The organism is Gammaproteobacteria bacterium, assembly GCA_030949385.1.
Classification (GTDB): Bacteria; Pseudomonadota; Gammaproteobacteria; order JAUZRS01; family JAUZRS01; genus JAUZRS01.
The window spans coordinates 130,566-154,312 of sequence record JAUZSP010000010.1 but is presented as its reverse complement, the minus strand read 5'-3'; the positions used below and the strand labels follow the sequence as shown (position 1 = coordinate 154,312).

Annotated in this window: 22 protein-coding genes; 10 read left to right on the top strand and 12 right to left on the bottom strand. The window is 51.3% G+C overall.

Features of this window, described 5'->3' with window-relative positions; genetic code table 11:
- The first annotated feature begins 123 nt into the window (after nucleotides 1-123).
- The 3 genes from Q9O24_14070 (at nucleotide 124) to Q9O24_14060 (ending at nucleotide 1,963) form a co-directional block, all read left to right on the top strand.
- Entirely contained in the window at nucleotides 124-621 is a 498-nt protein-coding gene (locus Q9O24_14070) for a peptidylprolyl isomerase (GenBank protein MDQ7076233.1), read from the top strand.
- Nucleotides 622-687: 66 nt separating this feature from the next.
- Nucleotides 688-1,182, top strand: a complete 495-nt coding sequence (locus Q9O24_14065) for a peptidylprolyl isomerase (GenBank protein MDQ7076232.1) — start codon at nucleotides 688-690, stop codon at nucleotides 1,180-1,182.
- Nucleotides 1,157-1,963 carry a UDP-2,3-diacylglucosamine diphosphatase gene (locus tag Q9O24_14060; GenBank protein ID MDQ7076231.1) on the top strand — a complete coding sequence of 269 codons (807 nt, stop codon included), beginning with the start codon at nucleotides 1,157-1,159 and terminating at the stop codon, nucleotides 1,961-1,963. The genes Q9O24_14065 and Q9O24_14060 overlap by 26 nt, the downstream gene beginning before the upstream one ends.
- On the opposite strand, the gene Q9O24_14055 is transcribed toward Q9O24_14060, so the two are convergent.
- From Q9O24_14055 to guaB, 11 genes are all read right to left on the bottom strand, one after another.
- Nucleotides 1,955-4,132 (bottom strand): response regulator, encoded by a 2,178-nt coding sequence (locus Q9O24_14055; GenBank protein ID MDQ7076230.1) that lies wholly within the window; start codon nucleotides 4,130-4,132, stop codon nucleotides 1,955-1,957. The genes Q9O24_14060 and Q9O24_14055 overlap by 9 nt on opposite strands.
- A 3-nt stretch (nucleotides 4,133-4,135) precedes the next feature.
- Nucleotides 4,136-5,284: an FIST N-terminal domain-containing protein gene (locus tag Q9O24_14050; protein ID MDQ7076229.1), complete on the bottom strand. Its 1,149-nt coding sequence runs from the start codon at nucleotides 5,282-5,284 to the stop codon at nucleotides 4,136-4,138.
- 113 nt (nucleotides 5,285-5,397) lie between these two features.
- Nucleotides 5,398-6,144, bottom strand: coding sequence for an S-methyl-5'-thioinosine phosphorylase (locus tag Q9O24_14045; protein MDQ7076228.1), 747 nt, complete (start codon nucleotides 6,142-6,144; stop codon nucleotides 5,398-5,400).
- Between the two features lie 9 nt (nucleotides 6,145-6,153).
- A complete protein-coding gene (locus Q9O24_14040; protein ID MDQ7076227.1) occupies nucleotides 6,154-6,723 on the bottom strand; it encodes a hypoxanthine-guanine phosphoribosyltransferase in 570 nt (189 codons plus the stop codon).
- Nucleotides 6,720-7,766, bottom strand: a complete 1,047-nt coding sequence (nagZ, locus tag Q9O24_14035; protein ID MDQ7076226.1) for a beta-N-acetylhexosaminidase — start codon at nucleotides 7,764-7,766, stop codon at nucleotides 6,720-6,722. The genes Q9O24_14040 and nagZ overlap by 4 nt, the downstream gene beginning before the upstream one ends.
- Before the next feature lie 246 nt (nucleotides 7,767-8,012).
- On the bottom strand, nucleotides 8,013-8,543 hold the full coding sequence (locus Q9O24_14030) for a tetratricopeptide repeat protein (GenBank protein ID MDQ7076225.1): 531 nt from the start codon (nucleotides 8,541-8,543) through the stop codon (nucleotides 8,013-8,015).
- Nucleotides 8,540-10,861, bottom strand: a complete 2,322-nt coding sequence (gene mrcB, locus Q9O24_14025; protein MDQ7076224.1) for a penicillin-binding protein 1B — start codon at nucleotides 10,859-10,861, stop codon at nucleotides 8,540-8,542. The genes Q9O24_14030 and mrcB overlap by 4 nt, the downstream gene beginning before the upstream one ends.
- 29 nt (nucleotides 10,862-10,890) lie before the next feature.
- A complete protein-coding gene (locus Q9O24_14020) occupies nucleotides 10,891-11,169 on the bottom strand; it encodes a type II toxin-antitoxin system VapC family toxin (GenBank protein ID MDQ7076223.1) in 279 nt (92 codons plus the stop codon).
- Nucleotides 11,170-11,259: 90 nt separating this feature from the next.
- Entirely contained in the window at nucleotides 11,260-11,460 is a 201-nt protein-coding gene (locus tag Q9O24_14015) for an AbrB/MazE/SpoVT family DNA-binding domain-containing protein (GenBank protein ID MDQ7076222.1), read from the bottom strand.
- A gap of 75 nt (nucleotides 11,461-11,535) precedes the next feature.
- A complete protein-coding gene (guaA, locus tag Q9O24_14010) occupies nucleotides 11,536-13,110 on the bottom strand; it encodes a glutamine-hydrolyzing GMP synthase (protein ID MDQ7076221.1) in 1,575 nt (524 codons plus the stop codon).
- 89 nt (nucleotides 13,111-13,199) lie between these two features.
- Entirely contained in the window at nucleotides 13,200-14,660 is a 1,461-nt protein-coding gene (gene guaB / locus Q9O24_14005) for an IMP dehydrogenase (GenBank protein MDQ7076220.1), read from the bottom strand.
- Between the two features lie 257 nt (nucleotides 14,661-14,917).
- On the opposite strand from guaB, the gene Q9O24_14000 reads away from it, so the two are divergent.
- The 7 genes from Q9O24_14000 to Q9O24_13970 all read left to right on the top strand — a co-directional run bounded on the left by Q9O24_14000 (nucleotide 14,918) and on the right by Q9O24_13970 (nucleotide 22,977).
- A complete protein-coding gene (locus Q9O24_14000; protein ID MDQ7076219.1) occupies nucleotides 14,918-15,352 on the top strand; it encodes a sulfur globule family protein in 435 nt (144 codons plus the stop codon).
- Between the two features lie 93 nt (nucleotides 15,353-15,445).
- Nucleotides 15,446-15,964: a DUF523 domain-containing protein gene (locus Q9O24_13995; protein MDQ7076218.1), complete on the top strand. Its 519-nt coding sequence runs from the start codon at nucleotides 15,446-15,448 to the stop codon at nucleotides 15,962-15,964.
- Nucleotides 15,965-16,038: 74 nt separating this feature from the next.
- Nucleotides 16,039-17,250: an exonuclease SbcCD subunit D C-terminal domain-containing protein gene (locus Q9O24_13990; protein ID MDQ7076217.1), complete on the top strand. Its 1,212-nt coding sequence runs from the start codon at nucleotides 16,039-16,041 to the stop codon at nucleotides 17,248-17,250.
- Entirely contained in the window at nucleotides 17,247-20,717 is a 3,471-nt protein-coding gene (locus Q9O24_13985) for an AAA family ATPase (GenBank protein ID MDQ7076216.1), read from the top strand. The genes Q9O24_13990 and Q9O24_13985 overlap by 4 nt, the downstream gene beginning before the upstream one ends.
- Nucleotides 20,718-20,722: 5 nt before the next feature.
- A complete protein-coding gene (locus Q9O24_13980) occupies nucleotides 20,723-21,349 on the top strand; it encodes a DsbA family protein (protein ID MDQ7076215.1) in 627 nt (208 codons plus the stop codon).
- Nucleotides 21,350-21,371: 22 nt separating this feature from the next.
- Nucleotides 21,372-22,379: a transglycosylase SLT domain-containing protein gene (locus Q9O24_13975; protein MDQ7076214.1), complete on the top strand. Its 1,008-nt coding sequence runs from the start codon at nucleotides 21,372-21,374 to the stop codon at nucleotides 22,377-22,379.
- A 67-nt stretch (nucleotides 22,380-22,446) separates the two neighbouring features.
- Nucleotides 22,447-22,977, top strand: a complete 531-nt coding sequence (locus Q9O24_13970) for a LysM peptidoglycan-binding domain-containing protein (GenBank protein ID MDQ7076213.1) — start codon at nucleotides 22,447-22,449, stop codon at nucleotides 22,975-22,977.
- Here the strand turns inward: Q9O24_13970 and sfsA are convergent.
- Nucleotides 22,952-23,689 (bottom strand): DNA/RNA nuclease SfsA, encoded by a 738-nt coding sequence (gene sfsA / locus Q9O24_13965; protein ID MDQ7076212.1) that lies wholly within the window; start codon nucleotides 23,687-23,689, stop codon nucleotides 22,952-22,954. The two genes, Q9O24_13970 and sfsA, sit on opposite strands and share 26 nt — an antisense overlap.
- Nucleotides 23,690-23,747: the final 58 nt, after the last annotated feature.

Genomic DNA, 23,747 nt, shown 5'->3' with positions numbered 1-23,747 from the left:
TTAAACGCCCTATCAAAAACCCTGCTGCTGCTTGCCAGCCTCAGCCTCTTCGGCACCGCCTCGGCTGCCGATCACGGCGAGAAAAAAGAGCATGACCACGAACACAAACAAAAAAATGAAGCCATCCAAGTCAAAATCGAGACCAGCCAAGGCAACATGACCCTAGAGCTGTACCCCGAAAAAGCCCCCAAAACGGTGAAAAACTTTCTCCGCTACGTCGATGAAGGGTTCTACACCGATACCGTTTTTCATCGTGTCATCGCCAACTTTATGATTCAGGGCGGTGGTTTTGATAAAAGCTACAACCGCAAAGCCACCCACGATCCGGTGGCCAACGAAGCGGACAACGGGCTGGAAAACAACTACGGCAGCATCGCCATGGCGCGCACCTCTGACCCCGACTCCGCCACCGCACAATTTTTCATCAACTCCAGCAACAACCGCTTTTTAAACCACACGCGCAAATCTCGCCGTGGCTGGGGTTACTGTGTCTTTGGCAAAGTGATTGACGGCAAAGCGGTGATCGAGAAAATTTCCGCGCTGAAAACCGGCTCAGGTGGCTCCTTCCCCAAAGACGTGCCCAGCCCTCAGGTGATCATCAACAAAATCAGCCGCCTCTAGCGGCTTGATTTATCAATATTCACCCCTATATTTTGCATTCAAACTTACTTAGACAAAGGTCTTTCCATGATTAAACTGCACACCTCAATGGGTCTGATCACCCTCGAACTCGACCACGAAAAAGCCCCCAAAACCGCTGCCAATTTTGAGCAATACGCCAAAGACGGTTTTTATGATGGCACCATCTTTCACCGCGTCATCCCTGGTTTTATGGTGCAAGGCGGTGGCATGGAGCCAGGCATGAGCGAAAAAACAACCCGCGCCAACATCGAAAACGAAGCCAACAACGGCCTCACCAACGACGTGGGCACCATCGCCATGGCGCGTACCCCTGATCCTCATTCTGCCAGCTCGCAGTTTTTCCTCAACGTCAGCAACAACGATTTTCTGAACTTCACCGCCCCCACCCAACAAGGCTGGGGTTACTGTGTCTTTGGTAAAATAGTTGATGGGCTGGACATCATGATGGAGATCAGCAAAGTCTCCACCGGCAACGCAGGCGGTCACGCTGACGTGCCTACCGTTGACGTGATGATTGAAAAGGCTGAAGTGGTCGATTAAGCCCTTCTCAAAGCCAAACTCTTGCGGTTTGGCTTTGGCTTTGGCTTTGGCTTCCCACTTTTATTCTCTCTATTTTATGCACACACTTTTTATTTCTGATTTACACTTGGATGCCCGTCAACCAGCGGTGTTACAGCTGTTTCACGATTTTATTAATCAACAAGCAGCTCATGCTGAAAAACTCTATATTTTAGGTGATTTTGTTGAATATTGGCTCGGCGATGATGATCCAAATCCCGAGTTTCTCGACTGTTTTAAGGCACTGAAAAAACTCAGCCAAAACGGTACCCGTGTTTTTTTAATGCACGGCAATCGTGATTTTCTGCTCGGTAAACAGATGCTGGCCAATTACGGCATCGAATTAATCGACGATCCCACGCTCATTGATCTTTACGGCACTCCCACCGTGCTGATGCACGGTGACACTCTTTGCAGCGACGATGTGAAATACCAAGCCTTTCGCCAACAGGTACGCGATGCACATTGGCAAACGGCCTTTTTGGCCAAGCCTATGGCAGAGCGCATCGCAATGGTCAAAGGTTTACGTGAAGCAAGCCAAGCAGCGACAGGGGGAAAAAGCAGTGAAATTATGGATGTCAATCAAATAGAAGTTGAAAAAGTCATGCGGAAATACAAGGTGCAACAACTGATTCATGGCCATACCCATCGACCAAAAACCCATCACTTTTTTTTAGACAAACAGCCCTGCACTCGAATCGTCCTCGCCGACTGGCAAGATCACTGCTGTTATTTAAAAATTAACAACGACGCATTAAGCTGAATGGCTCTCTTTTTCAAACGCCAACCACTCTTGCAGTGCTCCACGCAACTCCGCTGGACGAATCGGTTTAGGCAGATAATCATCCATACCCGCATCCAGACATTTTTCACGATCACCCACCAAGGCATTTGCAGTGATACCAATAATCGGTACATAACGGCGCTGCGCACGCTCTCGTTTGCGTAGTTTTTGCGTCGCTTCGTAACCGTCCATTACCGGCATTTGGCAATCCATCAAGATCAAATCGTAACGGTGCTGCTGCACCAGCAACAGCGCCTCCAAACCGTTGACCGCCACATCCACCGCCACGTCCATCTTTTCCAACATGCGCTGTAAAATCTTCTGATTGACCAGATTATCTTCCACCACCAACACCGATTTACCCTGATAACTGAGATCCGATAATTGCGTGTGTGGATTTCTATTGCCCTTATTCAAGCTTAGCAACCGTTTTTCAGCCACCGCCATCAAATGCTGATACAGCAGGGATGCTTTTAAGGGTTTGCGCAGATAAAAGGTTCGTGCCAGACGCTGATAACGACTGTGATCCAGATGTTGACGAAAATTGATAAACACCAACATTGGCATTTCCATCAAATGCGGCATCGCTTGCAATACTTCCGCCCAGATCAAACCATCGGCTTGATGACGGTTGATCACCACCAAATCAAACTGCTGTTTTTGTCCACTCGCCTCTAACTTCAACAGCGCTTGCGGTAAAGAAGCGACCTGTGTGACCTCAATCTGCCAGCTCTGCAGCTGTTCCACCAAGGTGTTATGGCGATAATGACCGCTGTCCAATAACAGCAGCGACAATCCCGATAAACTGGGAGCATCTTGCCGACGATCTTTAACATGGGTCGGTAAATTAAACCAGAACGTGCTGCCCTGCCCCACCTCGCTCTGCACCCCAATGTCACCGCCCATCTTTTCTACCAAACGTTTACTGATACTCAAACCCAAACCGGTACCACCGTAACGCCGCGTGGTGGATGCATCCGCTTGAATAAAACGTTCAAACAGTTTTTGTGAATGTTCCGTCGAAAGGCCAATGCCCGTATCTCGCACTTCACAGCGAATCAGATCCTCAGCCTCAGGTAACAAGCGAATCAACACGTCACCTTGATCGGTAAATTTAATCGCATTGGAGATCAAGTTACTCAACACCTGCCGCACTCGGCCAATGTCACCAAACACCGTTTCGGGCACATTAGGATCAATGTAGGCCATCAAAGAGAGCCTCTTCTCTGCGGCTGTTTCGGCAAAAAAATCCAGTAACTCCTCAACCAACAGTTGTGGATCAAACTCCAAGTGCTCCAACTGCAACTGATCCGCTTCAATCTTAGAAAAATCCAGCACATCATTAATAATGGATAACAACGCTTCCGAAGAGCGATAGGCGTTATCCGCACAATCACGCTGATCCTCATCCAAGCTGGAATCCAGTAACAAGCCCAACATCCCCATCACGCCGTTAATCGGGGTGCGAATCTCATGGCTCATGGTGGCCAAAAATTCGCTTTTAGAACGACTCGCCTGTTCCGCATCTTGCTGCGCTTGATGCAGGCTGATTTCAAAACGCCGCCGCTCACTGATGTCCCTGAACAGAAAGACTTGACCTAAAAATTCATCGTCCACAAACAACGGATTAAAGACGCAAGAGACGGCCAAATCATCATCATCTTGCAATAACAAACCTCGATCATCCCGAAAACTCTCACCTGCGGCCAAACGACGCAACAGCTCCTCGGTCAACAAAGGCTCTTCTGGCTGCCCCACCTCGTGCAGAGTAAAACGACTTAAAACAGAACACCCCACCAGATTATCTGCCGCATCTTGAAAATAATATTCACCCGCAGGATTAATAAACTGCAACACGCCCCTGTCATCCAAAACACACAGACCGTCACTCAATGAGTCCATCACCGAACGTAATTTTTGATGCTCAACTTCAACGCGGTTCTCCGACTGTTGGCGCACACTGTCGTACAGAGCCATCATCTCCTTAGAAGAGATCTCCATTGAGCGTTCAAGTAAATAGCGGTCTTGATCCGCATCATCGTAAGTTGCGCTGACTTTTTGCAACAACGCCAACCACTGCTCCTTAGAGGGCGCTTGAGCCTCATCCAAACCCAAACGCTGCAACTGCCGTGTTAAGAGGTGATGCATTATCTATTTTGCCTCACTAAAAACCGTTAGGGTCATGGTTTGATTGTGCAGATCACAACTGCCACTGACAAAGGGAGAAATTTCACCATAAGAGTAAAAACCAATCTGCTCCACATCCCCCTTTAGCGCCGCCAACGTCACTTCAAGCTCCTCCTCAGAACGCTCTCGCAACACCAACCGCCGCCCGACACAACTGATGGCAATCGATAACTTCTGCCCCGAGTCAACACCTGCAATACGCTGCTGCGCATCCATCGCCGCACGTTCGGCACCGTCAATCAGCCGCTCAAAATTGGCGCGCATCAGCTGCACCAACCAGCCCTGCGGCACGTCACCAGCAAAGGTCAATGACTGCGCCGCTTCATCCACCGCTAAAATAGTTCTAACTCGATGGCGCTCATCCTCGCGGTTTTGGCGCAGCGCCAAAGGAAACAGAAGACCCGTTGAAGGTAAACCCTCTGCCAACTCACCTAAATACGCCTTGTACAATTCCAGTGCCGGACGGCCATCCAATTCATATAAAACATTATTAACCGAACGGGTCACACGCCGCTCCGGACCAAAAATATCCCAACCACCTTTGCTGCCAAAAGAGACCCTAATAGCATCGCCATAAAAACCCAAGGCCACCACTTTTGACTCTTCCGGCAGCCCCTTCGACATCACCCAACTCTGCTGAAACCGTTCACCATCTCCGGCCAAACCACCGGTAATAACCACCTCATCAGCCACATTGGCACACAACCCTTTAACCAGTTCACTGCCGTTCACATGCAAGCCATCAGAGAGTACAAACAAAGAACGCAGGTCATTTGCGACCAACTGCTGCGCCAAGTGCTCACCGATCTTAAAAGAGTCTTTCATCGCAGAGACCGATGCGGTCACGATCCTCAGCGGCGTATGGGCAAAACGGATCAAGGCCACACTGAGGCTGTGATCAGAGACACGATCAGCAAAAATTTCACCGGCAGTCGAACAACCAATAAACAGAGAGGTGGGAAAAGCATCGCGTAAGGTTTGCAAAGGGGCGGGATTGTGCAAAAACTCACTGGCACCAAACACCATCAGCAGTGTTTCAGGCGAGTCCCAGTCAGGAAAAGAGTCCAAACTCCAGCCCTGATGTTGAGAGTAGTAAAAAGTGATGCGTTGCATAACCGACCCCAGAAAAGTCACGTATGACGAGAAACTCCAGTGTCGTTGTCTGCCCTGCCATCGGTCAAGAGAACAGCCACTTTTTAGAAAATATTATTCTTTTATAACCTAATTTATCGAGAAAACAGAGCTAACAGAAGCTGATTTACCGATTTATGCGCCCTCTGCAAGGTTTTTTCAATTTCGGGCATGGTAATCAAAACATCACGTTTACCCGCTGCCCAATTGGCCACCACCGCCAAACAGGCGTATTCCAACTCCAGTTCACGCGCCAAAGCCGCTTCTGGCATCCCCGTCATGCCGACAATGGTACAGCCGTCATGCTCCAATTTTCTGACCTCCGCTGCCGTTTCCAAACGCGGTCCTTGCGTGGCAGCATAAACCCCCTCTGTCACCAACTCAATCTGCGCTTTTACCGCAGCCTGCTTTAACTCCGTTCGCAAAACCTCGGTATAAGGGTAGGTGAAATCAATGTGAGTAACCTGCTCCAAATTCTCTTCAAAGTAGGTCTGCTGACGACCATACGTATAGTCAATAATCTGATCAGGGATCACCAAAGCACCGGGAGTACACCCATCACCCATGCCACCCACCGCCGCCAAAGCAAACACCTGTTTTACTCCAGCTTCTTTCAAAGCCAGCATATTGGCGCGGTAATTCACTTGATGAGGTGGAATGGTATGAGGGTCACCGTGGCGGGCAAGAAAGACCAATGACCGCCCCGCCAATTCGGCATAAACCAGAGGAGCCGATGGCGCACCAAATTCGGTCATGACCTGCTCGGTTTTAATCACCCTCAACTCAGCCAAAGAGCTAAAACCGCTGCCACCAATAATGGCGATGGATGCTGAACTAGACATTAGAACTCCTTACAACGCCGTTTCATCGAGAGCATAAATACCCTTCGCATTACGCAAGTAACCGTGATAATCCATCCCATAACCCACCACATAACGATCATCCACACGCAAGGCGACATAATCCGCCTCAACACCTGCGCAGCGGCGCTGATGTTTTTTCTCCAGTAAAACCGCACTCTGCACCTGCTTAACGCCTTGTTGTTGGCAGTACGCAAGAATGGCTTTTAGAGTATGCCCCTCATCCAAAATATCATCCACAATCAACACCGTGCGCCCGCGTAAATTCTGCTGCGGATACAGCAACCACTGCAACTCGCCACCCGACGTTTCACCACGGTAGCGCGTGGCGTGCAACACATCGCACTGCAAAGGAAAATCCAGCAGCGGCAATAACTGACCCGCCGGAATCAGACCGCCGTTCAAGACCGAAATCAGCAACGGATCAGAGTCCGCCAACTGCGCGCTGATTTCAGTGGCTATTTTTTCTAACGCCGTACGAATTTGATCTTCATCAAACAACAACTCAGCTTCCGCCAAAGCCGCCTCTGCTTGTGCAGCGGTAATAGAAGAGCGATTCATGGCTCTAACTCAAAATCATCGCCGCTCTGCACCGCCTGCAACACCCCTTGAGCCTGCTGCCACTCGTCACTGGCGCGCAGCGCATCGCCACTCATCCCACCTCGACCGTGCAGACGCACCAAACGCGCTTGACTGGCGGGGTTTTCATAACCTTTGAGCGAAGCCACTACCGCCTCTGCCGCCTCAGGTTGGTTGCAAACCAGCACCATGTCACAGCCCGCCTGCAACGACGCTTGCGCCCGTTGCGGATAATCTCCGTAGGCAGCGGCGGCGGCCATGCTCAGATCGTCGCTGAAAATCACCCCCTGAAAACGCAGCTCACGGCGCAGCACCTGCTGCAACCAAAAAGGCGAAAAACCCGCTGGGTGTTGATCCACATGCGAGTAAATCACATGGGCGGGCATCATCGCCGCCAAACCCTGCTCAATCAGACGCTCAAAGGGCAGCAGGTCTTCCAACATCAACTCCGCCAACGATCGCGGATCAACAGGGCACGCCAGATGAGAATCTTCTTTCACCGTACCGTGACCGGGAAAATGTTTGCCCACCGCCACCATCCCCGCCCGTTTCATCCCCGCCATCAACGCCGCCGCCAAACGCGCAATCACCTCAGGATCAGAGTGAAACGCACGATCGCCAATCACCCCACTGATGCCCCGCCCCAGATCCAGCACAGGGGTAAAACTGACATCAACGCCTTCGGCACGCAGTTCAGCGGCCAACAACCAGCCCAACTGCTCGGCGCTGTGCAAGGCCATTTTTTTATTGCGCTCGTACAACTCACCGAGGCGTGCCATCGCCGGAATGGGGCTGAAACCGGCTCGAAAGCGCTGCACCCGACCGCCTTCGTGATCCACCGCCACCAGCAGCGGCGGTTGGCGCACGGCGCGAATCTCCGCCACCAACCGCTGCAACTGCAAACGTGACTCAAAATTGCGGCTGAAAAGAATCACCCCACCCACCTGCGGCTGTTGCAGCACACGGCGTTCACGCTCATTGAGGGCTGCTCCCTCCAGATCCAGCATCACCGGCCCTAAAGACATGACTCTTCTCCCTACGTCACTTTAATAACTGATGTTACGTAATTGGTTAAAAAATAAGTGCATCGTAACCCCCGTCATTCCCGCGAAGGCGGGAATCCACGTGAGAATTTGATCGTCTTGTATAGATTCCCGCCTTCGCGGGAATGACGAGCAAGACCACTGTATATCATGATTGGGTGCTTGGTTTTATCGGCGCACTGCCCTTCGGTTAGTGCGCCCTACGCAGTCCTAAACTGCTTGCCTTCTCTACTGAGTAACATCAGTTAATAATTGCGCTTGGCGTTGCGCCTCTTTGGCACCCGTTTTATCCCCCCGTGCTTGACGAGCTTGTTCGGTCAACAACCAGTTTCGATACAACAATGTGCGTTCTCGGCCCGCCAAGGCACTCGACTTAGCGGCTAAATTTTCCGCCTGCGCGTACTGGTTTTGATAGAGACGAATCTCCGCCAAACGGCTCCACAACACCGCGTCTTTTGGCACGATGCGCAGCGCCCGTTCTAAGGCATTGGCGGCTCGATCAAACTGCTGGTTGCTGCGTGCCAACTCTGATTCACGCCAGAGAGAGACCACCGCCGCATTGCTGGTCACCTGAGTGACCTTCTCCTCGACTCGACCGGGTGGCAGCTCCGCCGCTTTTGGCAGCGCTTGCTCCGCTTTGGGCTTCTCTGGCGACGTTTCACCCAGCGGTTTTGATTTTTGCCCTGACGTACTGCAACCCGCTAAAAACAACATCAACACAAGCAGAAAATAACCACTCTGTCTGTTCACTTTTATCATGATAAATCATCCAACCAGTTATCCGGCTCGTCATCCACTTGATAACAAAACGAGGTTTTTAATGCCGCAGAACGACGATCAAAAGGCAATTTTTTTGCCTCTGGACAATCCTCACGACTCTGTTGACCTTTGGCGTTGACCCAGCGCCACTCAACACCGGCAGGCGCGGTGCTCACCAGTGATTTCACATCGGCCAGAGACATAAACTTCGCCCACAGCGGCAAGGCTCCCGATGAGCCACTCAGCCCCATTGGGCTGTTATCATCGTTGCCCACCCAGACCACGGTCAAAAGACGGTCGCCATAACCGGCAAACCAACTGTCCCGCAAGTCGTTACTGGTGCCGGTTTTACCCGCCAGAATGATCTTCGGCAAACGCCACTGCAACGAACGCGCACTGCCCTCTTGGGTTACTTTCTGCAAAGCAAATTGAGTCAAATAAACCGCCGTTGGATCAGCTCCAGCTGAGACCTTTAAAGGATAACGACGCAGAGGTTCACCCTTGGCAGTCAGCACCGCATGAATGCTGCGCAGCGGAGCATGAAAACCGTTATTGGCCAACGTCTGATAAAAATCGGCAACCTCAAAAGGAGACAACTCCAAGGCTCCGAGCAACAGGGACGGATAGGCCTTAATATCTTTTTTTATTCCCAACTCATGCAGCTGCTTGACCACCTTTGGCAAACCCAACTCCATCCCCAAACGCACACTGGCCAAGTTATAAGAGTGCGCCAAGGCGCGATACAACGGCACCTTACCGTGGCTTTTATGGTCGTAATTCTGCGGCTGCCAAAGCCCCTCTTGGGTCTTCAAACTCAGAGCCTGATCCGAGAGTAAACTCGACAATTGATAACGCCAAGGTTGGCTCAACGCGGCCAAATAGATCGCCGGTTTCACCAAGGAACCAATGGGACGCTGGGCATCCAAAACACGGTTAAAACCGCCTTTTTTTGGATCACGCCCACCGATTACGGCCAGCACTTCACCGCTGCTGCGATCCACACTGATCAACGCCGTTTGACGATCTGGATAGCGTTTTTGATAGGCTAAGGCTTTTATCCCCGACGTCACGGCACTCTCCGCTTGCTGCTGCAGATGACTGTCCATGTAAGTGAAAATGCTCAAACCGGCACTGCGCAAATCTCGTTCATCATAATCACGATAAAGCTGGCGTTTCACCAACTCCAAGTACGCTGGGTATTGGCTGGCTCGGGGCAGACGCGCCGGAGCCAGACCCAAAGGTGCTGCTTTGGCCTGAAAATAGACTTTTTTCGAGATCAATTTTGCTGTGTGCATCAGACGTAAAACTAAATTACGCCGTTTTTTAGCCCGTTCAGGGTGACGATACGGGTTGTAGTACGAAGCGCCTTTCACCAACCCCACCAGCAGCGCCATCTGATCCAGATCCAGCTCGATCAAAGGGCGACGAAAATAAAATTCACTGGCCAAAGCGAAACCGTGAATCGCGCGCGCGCCCGACTGACCAAAATAGACCTCGTTAAAATAGGCTTCCAGAATCTGCTCTTTGCTAAAGCGCCACTCCAACAGCAACGCCATAATCACCTCATTGGCTTTGCGGCTCAGGGTGCGTTCATTGCTCAAAAAGAGGTTTTTCACCAACTGCTGAGTCAAGGTGCTGCCACCCTGCACCCGCCCACCCGCTTGAATGTTGGCCAACAGAGCACGGGCAATCGCTTGTGGACGCACGCCGTGATGTTGGAAAAAATTACCGTCCTCCACCACCAACAACGCTTCAATCAAATGGGCGGGTAGATCGGCGTATTTCACCAGCAAACGATCTTCATGGTGAGCGGGATAGATGCTGGCAATGCGTTCTGGCTGCAGGCGAAACCAACTCAATTCACCAAGACGATCCAATGCCCGCAAACTGCTGACGTGACGCTGAGCAAAGCTGACACGAACGTTACGTGACACCTGCAAACCGTCCCAAAACTGAAACGGACGACTGACAATATCCAAGCTTTGAGGCAAACGACGGTACTCACCAGGACGGCTGGGTTGGCGTTTGGCTCGATAGCCCAATTGCCGCAGTTTCTCTTCCAGTTCCGAGGGTGAAAGCGCCGCACTGGCGTACAGTTCCAGCGGACGAGCGTAAACATGAGCGGGCAGGGCCCACTGCGCACCAGAAAAATGCAGACGTACTTTGTAGTCTAAAAAAGCCACATAAGCTGCCAACAGCACTGCTGATAGAATAAACCAGAGTGGCCAGAGGGCGAAAAAACGTCTTAATACAGAACGTTGAACGGGGCTGGCTTTTGGTTTTTTGGGTTTTTTTACTTGGGCTTTTTGGGCGGCCACATTTTACTCAATGATTTTTGATGCGGAAACTACCCGCTTTTAACAAAATATTCGACACCATCGAGCCCCTTAAAATGAGCATCGGAGGTCACCAAAATATTTTTAGAGTGGTGTGCTGTGGCGTAAATAATGGCATCGGCAAAGGAAAGTCCCTTCTGTCTAGCAAAATCAGCGGCCAACACAGCAATACTGGTTGATAACGGCACCACACAACCTTGTTCTGTCAACCCGATTACCTCCAAAGCGTTACTTTCGGAGACCTCTCGACAGACCCACTTATACAATTCAAATTGCACGGAAGCGGGCACAATAATTTCCTCGATACAGAGAAAATAAGGTGCGTAATCTTCAACCAAAAGACCGTTTGTCAACCACACGTATCAACAACAACCGCCATCCTAAGAGCGATCACGGTAACCGTTGGGATTGACCTGTTTGAAGATGCCGCGTGCCGACTGAATGGATTTCACCGGCACCAATTCAATAACATCCCCCTTAGCAATCACCGAAAACTTCTGCCCCGCTCGCAATTCAAGTTGCTCACGAATGACCTTAGGTAATGACAATTGATATTTACTCGATAACGTTGCAGAGACCATTTTTACATCACCTCATTCGATCAACAATTGGTAAAATTATAACCGATATTCAATCCCTTAACCATGCGCCCACGTTTATTCCCACTCAATGGTCCCCGGCGGTTTACCGGTAATGTCATACACCACCCGCGAAATGCCGTCGATCTCATTAACAATGCGCCGACAGACCAGATCCAAAAAGTCATACGGCAGATGCGCCCAGCGGGCGGTCATAAAATCAATCGTCTCCACCGCACGCAGAGCAATCACATATTGATAACGCCGACCGTCGCCGGTCACACCGACGGATTTGACCGGCAAAAAGACGGTAAAGGCTTGCGACACCTTATGATAGAGGTCGTGGCTGTACAGCTCCTCGATGAAAATATGATCCGCCAGACGCAGCAGATCGGCGTACTCTTTTTTCACCTCACCCAAAATCCGCACCCCCAGGCCCGGCCCTGGGAAGGGGTGACGATAGACCATATCGTAAGGCAGCCCCAGCTCCAGACCGATGCGCCGCACTTCATCCTTAAACAGCTCACGCAGCGGCTCCACCAGCTTCAAGGTCATGTTCTCGGGCAGACCACCGACGTTGTGATGAGATTTGATCAAATGCGCTTTGCCGGTTTTAGCACCCGCCGATTCAATCACATCGGGGTAAATAGTGCCTTGCGCCAGCCACTTGGCCGAAGGCAGCTTGGCCGCTTCCTCTTCAAAGATCTCGACAAACAGATTGCCGATGATTTTGCGTTTTTTCTCAGGATCAGACTCACCGGCCAACGCCGCCAAAAAACGCGCCTCAGCATCAACCCGAATCACTTTCACTCCCATGTTTTTCGCAAACATGGCCATCACCGCATCGCCCTCTTGGTAGCGCAACAAACCGTTGTCCACAAACACACAGGTGAGCTGCTTGCCGATGGCACGGTGCAACATGGCCGCCACCACCGAGGAATCCACCCCACCCGACAGCCCCAAAATCACCTCATCGCTGCCCACCTGCTGCACCACCCGTTCGATGCCGTCGTGGATGATGTTCTCCGCCGTCCAGAGCGACTCACAACCACAAATGTCATGGGCAAAACGCTCAATAATGCGCTCACCCTGTTTGGTGTGGGTCACTTCGGGATGAAATTGCAGGCCATAAAAAGAGCGACTTTCATCAGCGATACCCGCAATGGGGGCGCTCTCGGTGGAGGCGATCACCTTAAACCCTTCCGGCAATTCAGTGACTTTATCGCCGTGGCTCATCCAAACATCCAGCAGACCGTAACCTTCAGCGGTAACGTGATCTTCGATTTCACGCAGCAGATCGGAGTGGCCTCGGGCGCGCACCTGCGCGTAACCAAACTCCCGTTTATCGGAGCTGGAGACCGTACCGCCCAACTGCTCCGCCATCGTCTGCATACCGTAGCAAATACCCAACACCGGCACCCCCAACTCAAACACAATCGGCTCGGCACGCGGCGAGTCCTCCAGCGAGACCGATTCCGGCCCACCGGAGAGAATAATGCCGCTGGGTTTGAAGTCACGAATGGCTTCACTGCCACAATCGTAAGCATAAAGTTCGCAATAGACCCCCGCCTCGCGTACCCGCCGCGCAATCAACTGAGTGTATTGGGAGCCAAAATCGAGAATAAGGAGGCGTTGAGTATGAATGTCGGTCATGGTTTTTTATCTGCCAATGAAAGTCTGAAAATAAAAACAGCACAGCCCCAGACAATCTGAGGCTGCAAGGTAAATCAGAGCATGAAACTCTAATCGACGTGGTAGTTGGGCGCTTCTTTGGTAATGGTCACATCGTGAACGTGACTCTCACGCATCCCAGCTGAAGTAACGCGCACAAAACAGGCTTTGGTGCGCATCTCTTCCAGATTGGCACAGCCCACATAACCCATGCTGGAACGCAAACCGCCCAACATCTGATGCACGATGGCCGACAGCGGCCCTTTGTAAGGCACACGACCCTCGATGCCTTCGGGGACAAATTTTTCCACTCCGACACTCTTGTCTTGGAAGTAACGATCACTGGAACCCTGCTGCATCGCGCCCAGCGAACCCATGCCACGATAGGATTTATACGAACGCCCTTGGAACAGCTCCACCTCACCAGGGGCTTCCTCGGTACCCGCCAACATGCTGCCAATCATGGCCACATGACCACCGGCAGCCATCGCTTTGGCCAGATCACCGGAGTAACGAATGCCACCATCGGCAATCAACGGCACACCCGTGCCTTCCAGCGCTTCGGCTACATTAGCCACCGCACTGATCTGCGGCACACCGACACCGGCCACGATGCGGGTGGTGCAGATGGAACCCGGACCAATACCCACTTTCACCCCATCAGCACCGGCAGCCACCAAATCACGCGCCGCCTCAGCAGTGGCGATGTTGCCACCGATCACTTGCAGATCGGGGTAATTTTGTTTCACCCAACTGACCCGATCCAACACCCCTTGGGAGTGACCGTGAGCGGTGTCCACCACCACCACATCCACACCGGCAGCGGCCAGCGCGTGAATACGCTCATCGGTATCCGCACCGGTACCCACCGCTGCACCGACGCGCAAACGGGCTTGATCGTCTTTACAGGCATTGGGGAAATCCGTGGATTTTTGAATGTCCTTAACGGTAATCATGCCCTTGAGATGAAACGCATCATCAATGACCAGCAACTTTTCAATCCGGTGTTTGTGCAGCAACTCGACAATCTCGGCTTTTTTAGCCCCGGCCATCACCGTCACCAATTTCTCTTTAGAGGTCATCACCGCCGAAACCGGCTCATCCAGACGAGTCTCAAAACGCACATCCCGATGAGTCACAATGCCGACCAAATTTTCACCTTCCACCACCGGCACACCGGAAATGTTGTGATACGCAGTCAATTCCAGCAACTCACGAATGGTGGTCTCTTTGCTGGTGGTGACGGGATCGGTAATCACACCGCTCTCAAATTTCTTTACCTTACGCACTTCATTGGCTTGCTGCTCTGGTGACATGTTCTTATGAATGATGCCAATGCCGCCCTCCTGAGCCAGCGCAATGGCCAAACGCGCTTCGGTGACCGTATCCATCGCCGCTGAGACCAATGGAATATTGAGGCGAATGCCTCGCGTCAGCGGTGCGCCCAGCTGAGCATCGGCGGGCAAAATGGTAGAGTGAGCGGGTTGTAACAGAACGTCGTCAAACGTCAGTGCTTCCTGAAGGATTCGCATGAAAAAGTGACCCAAATTGAGAAGTGAAAAAACAGTCGTGGCGCATTATAGAGGATTGCTGATTTGAGCGGAACCTGTGACCGAATTCGTTTCGAACCACAAACAACAGAGCCTGAATCAAAAAAAGTCAAAAAAGCACTTGCTTATATTAACATCTACTAATATACTTCACTCCATCGTTTAGGCAGAGACCTTCAAGTCACCTAAACCACACTTATTCATCTTAGAATTTAACTTAAACTTTTTGGAGATTAACCATGAAAACTTTGAAACTGATTGCTGCTGCTGCCCTGATCACTGCTTCTGCTGCTTCTCAAGCTTGGTGGGGTCCTTTTGACAACAACAACGGTTACAACAACACCAGCAACAGTAATGGCGCGGGTAACGGTTCCGCTAACGGTTCTGGTGATTTCAGCTTCAGCATGAACGCATCTGCTAACGGTAATGGCAACGGTAACAGCACTGGCACCAACGGCTATAACAACAGCAACAACAACGGTAACGGCAACTTCTTCGGTAACGGCGCTGGTAACGGTTCTTTCGGTTTCAGCATGAAAACCTCTGCTAAAGGCAACAGCAACGTTGCAGGCAACGGTTACGGCTACAATGCCCCTTACTACGGCGCTCCTGTTGCTGCTCCAGTCGCTCCTGCTGCTGCTCCTAAAGCCGCTGCTCCTGCTGCTGCAAAATAAGTCACATCCGAAACTTCGGTTTCACCTAAGCCTCAACTGGATCTCCCTCCCCAGTTGGGGCTTTTTTGTGTCTTCTGCTAAGCTGCACGCCCTATGCAAAAAAATCCCAACACCATCAGCCTCGCCGTCAGCGCCTGCCTGTTAGGTCACGCCGTTCGTTACGATGGCAGCCACAAACGCCAAGCGTTTTTACTCGATGAACTGAGCCAAATCGCCACTTTGATCCCCTTTTGCCCCGAAACCGCCATTGGTCTACCCACCCCAAGACCGCCCATTCGTTTGGTCTCGGAGCACAATCTCATCCGTGTACTTGGCGTTGAGAACCCCAGCTTGGATTTCACTCAAGCCCTACAAGAGTACGGCACGCAGATGGCGGCACAATTTGCCCACATCAACGGCTTGATCATCAAACGCGGTTCACCCAGCTGCGGTTCACAGCGAGTCAAAGTCTACAATACCAGCAGCAAAGAGACCGAGCGCAACGGCATGGGGTTGTTCACTCAAACCCTACTAGCGCAGCTCCCTCACCTACCAGTAATTGACGAAGAGCAATTCAATGACCCTGAACAACGCCAACACTTTCTCAAACAACTGCATACTAATAAAAATTAGTCTTTCCTAATTGACCCCTCTGCCAATAACACTTACTGTTCACCTGAAAAACAGCAGCCAAGCACAGCGAACCCATGAAAATTCTCCACACATCAGATTGGCATCTCGGCCAACGCTTTTACGACCAAGAACGTCACCAAGAACACGCCCTGTTTCTCGACTTTCTCTTGCACACCCTACAACAGCACAAAATTGAACTGCTGCTGGTCTGCGGTGACATCTTCGACAACGCCAATCCCTCACGACAAGCAGAACGGCTTTACTACGACTTTCTGCGTCGTCTCTCAAGTTTAGGTCACTGCCAAGCGGTCATTGTGGCGGGAAATCACGACTCGGCCTCACACCTGGAAGCACCACAACGGCTGCTCAAAGCCTTTAATATTCATGTGGTTGGTGCTCTAAGCGACGATCATGACGATGCCTTATTGCAAATCAAAAGCCAAAACCCGCATGACCCTGGCATCTGGCTCGCTGCCGTGCCCTATCTGCGTGATCGTGACTTGCGCCGCGCTGTGGCAGGTGAACGTTTTGACGAAATGGAGCAACGCACCAAACAGGGTGTCATCCAAAGTTACGCTACCTTGGCCAGCGAGCTGCAACAACGCAACCACGACAACGCGCCCATGCTCGCCACCGGCCACCTGACCGCCATCGGCAGCAGCCTCTCCGACAGCGAACGCCACATTCACATCGGCACGCTGGGCAGCATCTCCGCCGCTCAATTTCCCACAGCCTTTGACTACATCGCCCTTGGCCACCTGCATCGCCCACAAAAGGTTGGTGGCTGTGAGACCATCCGTTACTCTGGCAGCCCACTGCCCCTCAGTTTTGCTGAAATCAAACACGACAAGAGCCTGCGAATTATTAGCACCGAGCAAGGCAAAATCGAACAACAGGGCATCACCATTCCGCGTTTTCGTTGTCTGCTCACTCTGCAAGGCAGCGCCACAGAATTGCAGCAACAGATCGAAGCACTGACACCCGATAAACAGCTCACGCCGTGGTTGGAACTGGTGCTCACCGACAGCGAACTGGCGACCAATGATCTGAAAATGCTGCACGAATGCGCCAAAAAACGCCAAGTGGAGATTTTAAAAATTGGCTTAGCTCGGCAAGCCGTACCCATCACCCATCTCAAGGAATCGGATCGCAGCATTGAAGAGCTGCAACCAGAAGAGGTCTTTCAACATCGTTTAGAACATTACCAAGGCAGAATCAGTCACGAAACCCTCAGAGAATGTTTTCAGCAACTGTTAAATCACCTCCATGAAGAGGAAACGTTATGAAAATTTTGCGCCTGCAATTCAAAAACCTCAACTCTTTGGTAGGCATTTTTGAGATCGACTTCGACCGTGGGCCACTGGCAGAGGCAGGCATCTTTGCCATCACCGGCTCCACTGGCGCGGGCAAAACCACCCTGCTGGACGCCATCACACTGGCCCTGTTTGGCAAAGCCGCCCGCTACAACAACCTCAATAACCCCAGTGAAATGATGTCACGCGGCAGCAACGAGTGTTTTGCCGAAGTGCTGTTTGAATGTGCCGAAGGGCAATTTTATGCTCGCTGGGATCTGCGCCGCGCTCGGGGCAAAAGCGACGGCAAAATACAGCCTGCCAAACGCCAGCTAAGCGATGAACAAGGGCATATTTTAGAGAGCAAATTGCGCCCCGTAGACGAACGCATCGAAGCGCTCACAGGGCTGGATTACCCGCGTTTTTTACGTTCGGTGCTGCTGGCGCAAGGACGTTTTAAAGAGTTTTTAGATGCCGATGCCAATGAACGTGGAGCTTTGCTCGAACGCATCACCGGCACCGAAATCTACTCCAAAATCAGCACCACCGCCTTTGACCTTGCTCGCCAAAAAGAGGCTGAAATCAGCGCAGCTCATCAGGCTTTGGAAGGAGTAAAGCTGCTTTCTGAACTTGAGCAGCACGAGATTGAAACAGAAAAACAAACCCTATTAACAGCCAAACAACAGAATCAAAAACAGCTGGAAACCGTACATCAACAACTGCAACAGTATCACCAGCAGCAAGAGCTGCAACAAAAACAGCAACAACTGCAACAAAAACAACTGCTGTTGCAACAAGAACAAAAAGAATTAAACCCACAGCTGCAACAACTGGCACAACATGAAAAAGCCGCTCCCCTCAGCAACGAGGTAGAACAACTCAAAAATGCGGAAAAAAACCTGCACGAGTTGCTACAACAGCAAAAAACATTGCAACAACAACAGCAACAGATTCGCCAACAGAACTTAACCACCCTCACCGCAGCTCACCAAACCTGTGAACAGCAGCGCCAACAATCCGCTCAGCAGAGCCAACAACTCTCGCAAGAACAAAGCAGCCTAAACCAAACTCTAGACACTCTCCAACTCTGGCTGCAAGAACACCAACAAGAGGTAAAAATCGAAACAGAACTGCCCCAAATTCGCCAACAAGCGGAGCAGTGCCGCTCCTTACAACGCCAGCAAGATGAAAGCTTACAAGGCATTCAAGAGCTGCAAAAAAACATTCAGCATCGCCAAAGCCATCTCCATCAATTGCAACATCAGCTCAGCAGTGCCGAGCAACAACGCGACCAGTGGCTTGCCACACTGGAACAACACCAACAAAAATTACAGCACGCACGAGGTGATCACAGCAGCACCAGCTGGCAACTACAGATTGAAATCCTACAAAAAAAGCAGCACGTTCTGGATGAACTCTCCGATCACGATGCCGATGCGCGTCTGCTAAGAAAAGCAGAAACCCAACTGCTCAAAAGCGTGAAACAGCTCCAAATAGGCTATCAACAAGACAAAACCGACATTAAAACCTGCCAGACAAAACGCCAACACGAGCAACAGAGACTGGAAGACAAAGCCCTACAACACCAGCAAGCCTTGGCCATTCAAAGCCTGAGCAGTCATCGTCAACAGTTGCAAGAAAACCAACCTTGCCCCCTCTGTGGCGCACAAGAACACCCCTACAGCGAACAAAGTTTGCCCTCTGAATCAGAGACAGAAACGGCTCTAAAGCAACAACAAGAACAGCTCAAACAGGCCACAGAAGAGCAAGCCGCCGCAGAGCAACAACTTCAACAACGCAAGAATAAAATCAATAATCAGACCGAACAACTGCATAAAAACCGCGCCGACATCAAAGGTCTGGCGGAACGCTTTAGCAGCAAAGCCAACAAGATAAACCTCACTCTGAGCCTCAACGAGCCTCAACTTCTACAGGAGGCGTGTCAGGAGACTCAAGCACTGCTCACAAAAGCAAAGCAGCAGGCAGAAACGCTGAAACAGGTCGAAAAAGATCAGGCGCAAGCTGAGAAAGAATATTTGCTGTTTCTAGCCCAACAACGCAGCCAAGAGGAACAGAGCCGCCAAAACCAACAAGAACTGGAGCTGCACACTCACGAGTTGAAACAGCGCCAACACAATCTGGCCGCTCTACTGGAAAAATCACAAACCGCACTCGATGATTTCAATGCCACCACCGCCAACTGGACAGTGGCCATTCATGGCAGCGAGCAAACACAACCGGTCATTGACGAATTAGAACAGCGTTTCAAACACCACACCGAACAGACACAGCAACAACTCAAACTACAGCAAGACCAGAAAAACCTCAAAACCCAGCTGGAACGGGTCGGCAATGAACTCTCCCAACTGCTGCAAGAAGATGAAGAGTGGCAACAGCAACTGAATCAATACCGTGATCTACAACTGACACAGCCCGTTACCCCAGACATCACCTTAACGGACGCAAACAAACGCAAACAGAGCGTACAACAGGCCAAAACGCGCTTGGCTGAAATACAAGCGCTCTGTTACGCCAATCTCGACAGCATCAACAGCCAGCAAACTCAGCTGCAACAGCAAAAAGCAGCGCTGCAAGAAAAACTCAGTCAACACCAATTTAAAGATCTGGAACAGTTACGCCAAAGCCTACTGACAGAAACCGAAGCCAAAACACGGCGCCAGCAACAGACCCAACTGCGGGAACAACAATCCAAGCTGGATGCCTTATGGGAAAACCAAGACAACGAACTGAATAAACTGCTCGATTACAACCTGCCCCAAGGTGAAGCGGCTCAACAACTGAAACTCGATTACCAACAGCAACAACAGCAGCAGACCCAATTGTCAGAACGCGCCGGTGAAATCAACGCCCTCCTCAAAGCCGATCAGGAACAACGCCACAACCAACAGACACAACTGAAAAAAATCAGTCAGCTCACTCAAGCAGCCCAACCTTGGTTTGTGCTCAACGATCTAATCGGTTCCGCCAATGGCAGCAAGTTCCCCAAATTCGCCCAGAGTTTGACCTTGGCACAACTGATTAAACTGGCCAATTTTCATCTGCACAAACTCAATCCACGCTATCAAATTCAACTGAAAAACGTCGAAGAGCTGGCACTGGAAATCGTTGACCTCTACCAAGCCAGCAGCGTGCGTCCCACCAGCAGCCTCTCTGGGGGGGAATCCTTTCTGGTCAGTCTCGCCTTGGCCTTGGGGCTGTCGGAATTAGCCGGACGTAAAACCCGCATCGAAAGCCTCTTTATTGATGAAGGTTTTGGCAGCTTAGACGCTCACACTTTGGACATCGCCCTCAGCGCACTGGAAAATCTGCGCCTCGACAACCGCACCATCGCCATCATCTCTCACGTTGAGGCGCTCAAAACCCGCCTCACCACTCAGATTCAGGTGCAGCGCAACGGCGATGGGTTTTCTCATCTGCGCATTGTGGATACGGTGGAGTAAAACAGATGCAACCGACAACGCTCTATTATATTCACGACCCCATGTGCAGTTGGTGCTGGGCCTTTACAACGGTCTGGAAACAGATTCAAACTCAGCTGCCACCGCAAATCAACGTCAAGCGCCTGCTCGGCGGGTTAGCCCCCGACAGCGACCAAGCCATGCCCATTGAAACCCAGCAGCAGATCAAACAGGCGTGGCAACAGATCGAACAGCGTCTGCCACAGAAAAAATTTAACTTTGATTTCTGGACAAACAACCAACCTCGCCGCTCCACCTATCCCGCTTGCCGAGCGGTGATTGCCGCGCGCGACCAAAACCCTCGCTGCGATCTGTTAATGACTCAAGCGATTCAAAAGGCCTACTACCAACAGGCGCGCAACCCCTCCGATGACAGCACTCTGCTTGAACTGGCAACTGCGTTAACATTGGACCCAGATCGTTTTGCCCAGCAGCTCAATGCCAGCGCAACCCAAAATCAACTCGAAAAAGAAATTCGACTCTGCCGCCACATGCACGTCAGCAGCTTTCCCAGCCTGATTTTGGAACAGAATGGGGCTTATTGGCCGATTGAGATCGACTACAATAACGCACACATCAGCCTAGAGGTGATCGACCGTCTGCTCACTGCCTGAGGCATCATTCCCAAGGATCTCAATGTTTACTTTCATCAAGCTCTTTAGCCTACTGTTCGCTCTCTGTGCAACCGCCACCGCTGCTGAACCCTCTTCGCCGCAACCCAGCTCCACGGTACGCCTGCCACTGGCACTGCCGCAACTCGCTTATGAGTTAATCGACACCCCCAAGGACAGCAAAAAAGCAGAGGCCACAGAGAATCTGTGGCAACGACTGCGTGCCGGATTTGCCTTGCCTAGCAGCCAACATGAGAACATTCAAGCCGAATTAAACTGGTATAAACAACACCCCAACTACCTGAAACGGGTCAGCAAACGCGCTCACCCTTATCTCTACGCCATTCTCAATGAGGTCGAAGCCCGTGGCCTACCGAGCGAATTGGCGCTGCTGCCCATTGTGGAGAGCGCCTACGACCCCTTTGCCTACTCCCACGGACGCGCCGCCGGGCTGTGGCAAATGATCCCAGGCACCGCCAAACGTTTTGGTTTAGAACAAAATTGGTGGTTGGATCAGCGCCGTGATGTGATCGCCTCTACCCGTGCGGCACTCGACTACCTTGAATACCTGCACCGTTACTTTAATGGCGATTGGTTGCTGGCACTGGCGGCTTACAACAGCGGCGAAGGCACCGTTGGACGAGCGGTGCGCAAAAACCGCAAACAGGGCAAAGACACGGATTTTTGGTCACTCAAACTGCCCAAAGAGACCCGCTCCTACCTACCTAAAATGCTCGCCCTAAAACAGATCATTCTCCAGCCAGAAAAATTCAACACCCAACTCGAAGCAATTAAAAACCAGCCGTTTTTAGACACCGTGCAGATCGGCTCACAAATGGACCTTGATCTCGCCGCGCAACTGGCCGACATCAGCATCGAACAGATTTACCGCTACAACCCCGCTTTTAATCGCTGGGCCACGCCGCCAAAAGGCCCTTTTGAACTGCTGATTCCGAGCCAAAACGTAGAAAAATTCAAGCTCGCGCTAACCCATTACTCCAGCCGAAAAACGCATCAACTGGCAGCGGCATAAAATCAAACCAGGAGAGAGTCTGGGTAAAATCGCGCAGCGTTACCGCACCACTACCCGTTTATTAAAAATGGTCAATAATTTAAAAAATCATCGCATCCATGCCGGAAAAATGTTGATTATTCCCCTAGCGCGACGTGACCTCAGCGACTACGCCCTCAGCAGCGAACAACGCCTGCAACAGCAACAAAATCGACAGCGCCAAGGGCGCAAAAAAATCAGCCATCGGGTAGCAAAGAACGAAACCTTCTCCGACATTGCGCTTAAATATAAGGTCGGCATCCGTCAACTGGCCAAGTGGAATAACATGGCACCAGGAGACTCCTTACGCCAAGGCCGAAAACTGGTCGTCTGGATCACAAGAAAAAACAGCAGCCATTTTGGCAACCCCGCCACCTTCCAGCATCCTCTGCAAAAAACCGCCAAACGCCGTCTCACCTACACGGTACGCAGCGGCGATTCCCTGGCCAGCATCAGCCAACGGTTTAAAGTTCGCCTGCAAGACCTCCAGCGTTGGAACAAAAAGAAACTGCGCGGCAAATACCTCAAACTCGGCCAACGACTTAAAATTTATGTCAACACCACGGATCGTGAAACGTAGATTCAACACCAGCCACCACCGGCACCGCATGGCTCAAACTGATTCCTTCAGGTGTCGGATCGGCCTGATAGGCCAACACCTCAACACCAACGGCCATCGCGTGGCGCAGCAGACGACCGTATTCAGGATCGACCTGATCAGCAGGACGTACCTCCGTGGCATCGTTGCGTTGCAGACAAAACACCAGCACAGCCCGAAAGCCCAGCTCCACCTGCGCCATCAACTCACGCAGATGTTTCTGCCCACGCACACTGACCGCATCGGGAAAATAAGCGATGCCCTCCTCCACCCAAGTGACGTTTTTCACTTCAACATAACAATCGGGCTGCTCGCCCTGTTGCAACAACAGATCAATGCGGCTCTTTTCAGCGCCGTAAGGCACCTCGGTACGGATCGTTTCATACGCTTGTAGCTCGTTGATCACTCCGTTCTCTATCGCCTCCCTAACCAATTTGTTGCTCAAGTGGGTATTGATCCCCACCAACACATCGGCTTTGACCTCGATCAATTCCCAACCCAGTGGGTATTTGCGTTTCGGATTTTCAGAATTCAGCAACCACACTCGACAACCCGGCTCTGAGCAGCCTTTCATCGAGCCGGTATTGGGCGTGTGAGCCGTAACCACCTCTCCGTTTTCCAACGTGACATCGGCCAAAAAACGTTTGTAGCGTTTGATCAAAACGGCCTCGATTAACGCTCTATCAAATTGCATCACAACTCCAAAAGTTAGTTTGCTGAAACAGAATATGCTAATATGCGCAAATATTTGG

Bases quoted from the DNA above. Each gene is read 5' to 3' on its own strand.
- Q9O24_13995 (MDQ7076218.1), top strand. From the start codon at position 15,446: ATGCAAAAAAATCCCAACACCATCAGCCTCGCCGTCAGCGCCTGCCTG.
- Q9O24_13970 (MDQ7076213.1), top strand. From the start codon at position 22,447: ATGGTCAATAATTTAAAAAATCATCGCATCCATGCCGGAAAAATGTTG.
- guaB (MDQ7076220.1), bottom strand. From the start codon at position 14,660: ATGCGAATCCTTCAGGAAGCACTGACGTTTGACGACGTTCTGTTACAA.
- Q9O24_13980 (MDQ7076215.1), top strand. From the start codon at position 20,723: ATGCAACCGACAACGCTCTATTATATTCACGACCCCATGTGCAGTTGG.
- Q9O24_14050 (MDQ7076229.1), bottom strand. From the start codon at position 5,284: ATGCAACGCATCACTTTTTACTACTCTCAACATCAGGGCTGGAGTTTG.
- sfsA (MDQ7076212.1), bottom strand. From the start codon at position 23,689: ATGCAATTTGATAGAGCGTTAATCGAGGCCGTTTTGATCAAACGCTAC.
- Q9O24_13975 (MDQ7076214.1), top strand. From the start codon at position 21,372: ATGTTTACTTTCATCAAGCTCTTTAGCCTACTGTTCGCTCTCTGTGCA.
- Q9O24_14015 (MDQ7076222.1), bottom strand. From the start codon at position 11,460: ATGGTCTCTGCAACGTTATCGAGTAAATATCAATTGTCATTACCTAAG.
- Q9O24_14065 (MDQ7076232.1), top strand. From the start codon at position 688: ATGATTAAACTGCACACCTCAATGGGTCTGATCACCCTCGAACTCGAC.
- nagZ (MDQ7076226.1), bottom strand. From the start codon at position 7,766: ATGTCTTTAGGGCCGGTGATGCTGGATCTGGAGGGAGCAGCCCTCAAT.
- Q9O24_14055 (MDQ7076230.1), bottom strand. From the start codon at position 4,132: ATGCATCACCTCTTAACACGGCAGTTGCAGCGTTTGGGTTTGGATGAG.
- Q9O24_13990 (MDQ7076217.1), top strand. From the start codon at position 16,039: ATGAAAATTCTCCACACATCAGATTGGCATCTCGGCCAACGCTTTTAC.
- Q9O24_14040 (MDQ7076227.1), bottom strand. From the start codon at position 6,723: ATGAATCGCTCTTCTATTACCGCTGCACAAGCAGAGGCGGCTTTGGCG.
- Q9O24_13985 (MDQ7076216.1), top strand. From the start codon at position 17,247: ATGAAAATTTTGCGCCTGCAATTCAAAAACCTCAACTCTTTGGTAGGC.
- Q9O24_14000 (MDQ7076219.1), top strand. From the start codon at position 14,918: ATGAAAACTTTGAAACTGATTGCTGCTGCTGCCCTGATCACTGCTTCT.
- guaA (MDQ7076221.1), bottom strand. From the start codon at position 13,110: ATGACCGACATTCATACTCAACGCCTCCTTATTCTCGATTTTGGCTCC.
- Q9O24_14045 (MDQ7076228.1), bottom strand. From the start codon at position 6,144: ATGTCTAGTTCAGCATCCATCGCCATTATTGGTGGCAGCGGTTTTAGC.
- Q9O24_14030 (MDQ7076225.1), bottom strand. From the start codon at position 8,543: ATGATAAAAGTGAACAGACAGAGTGGTTATTTTCTGCTTGTGTTGATG.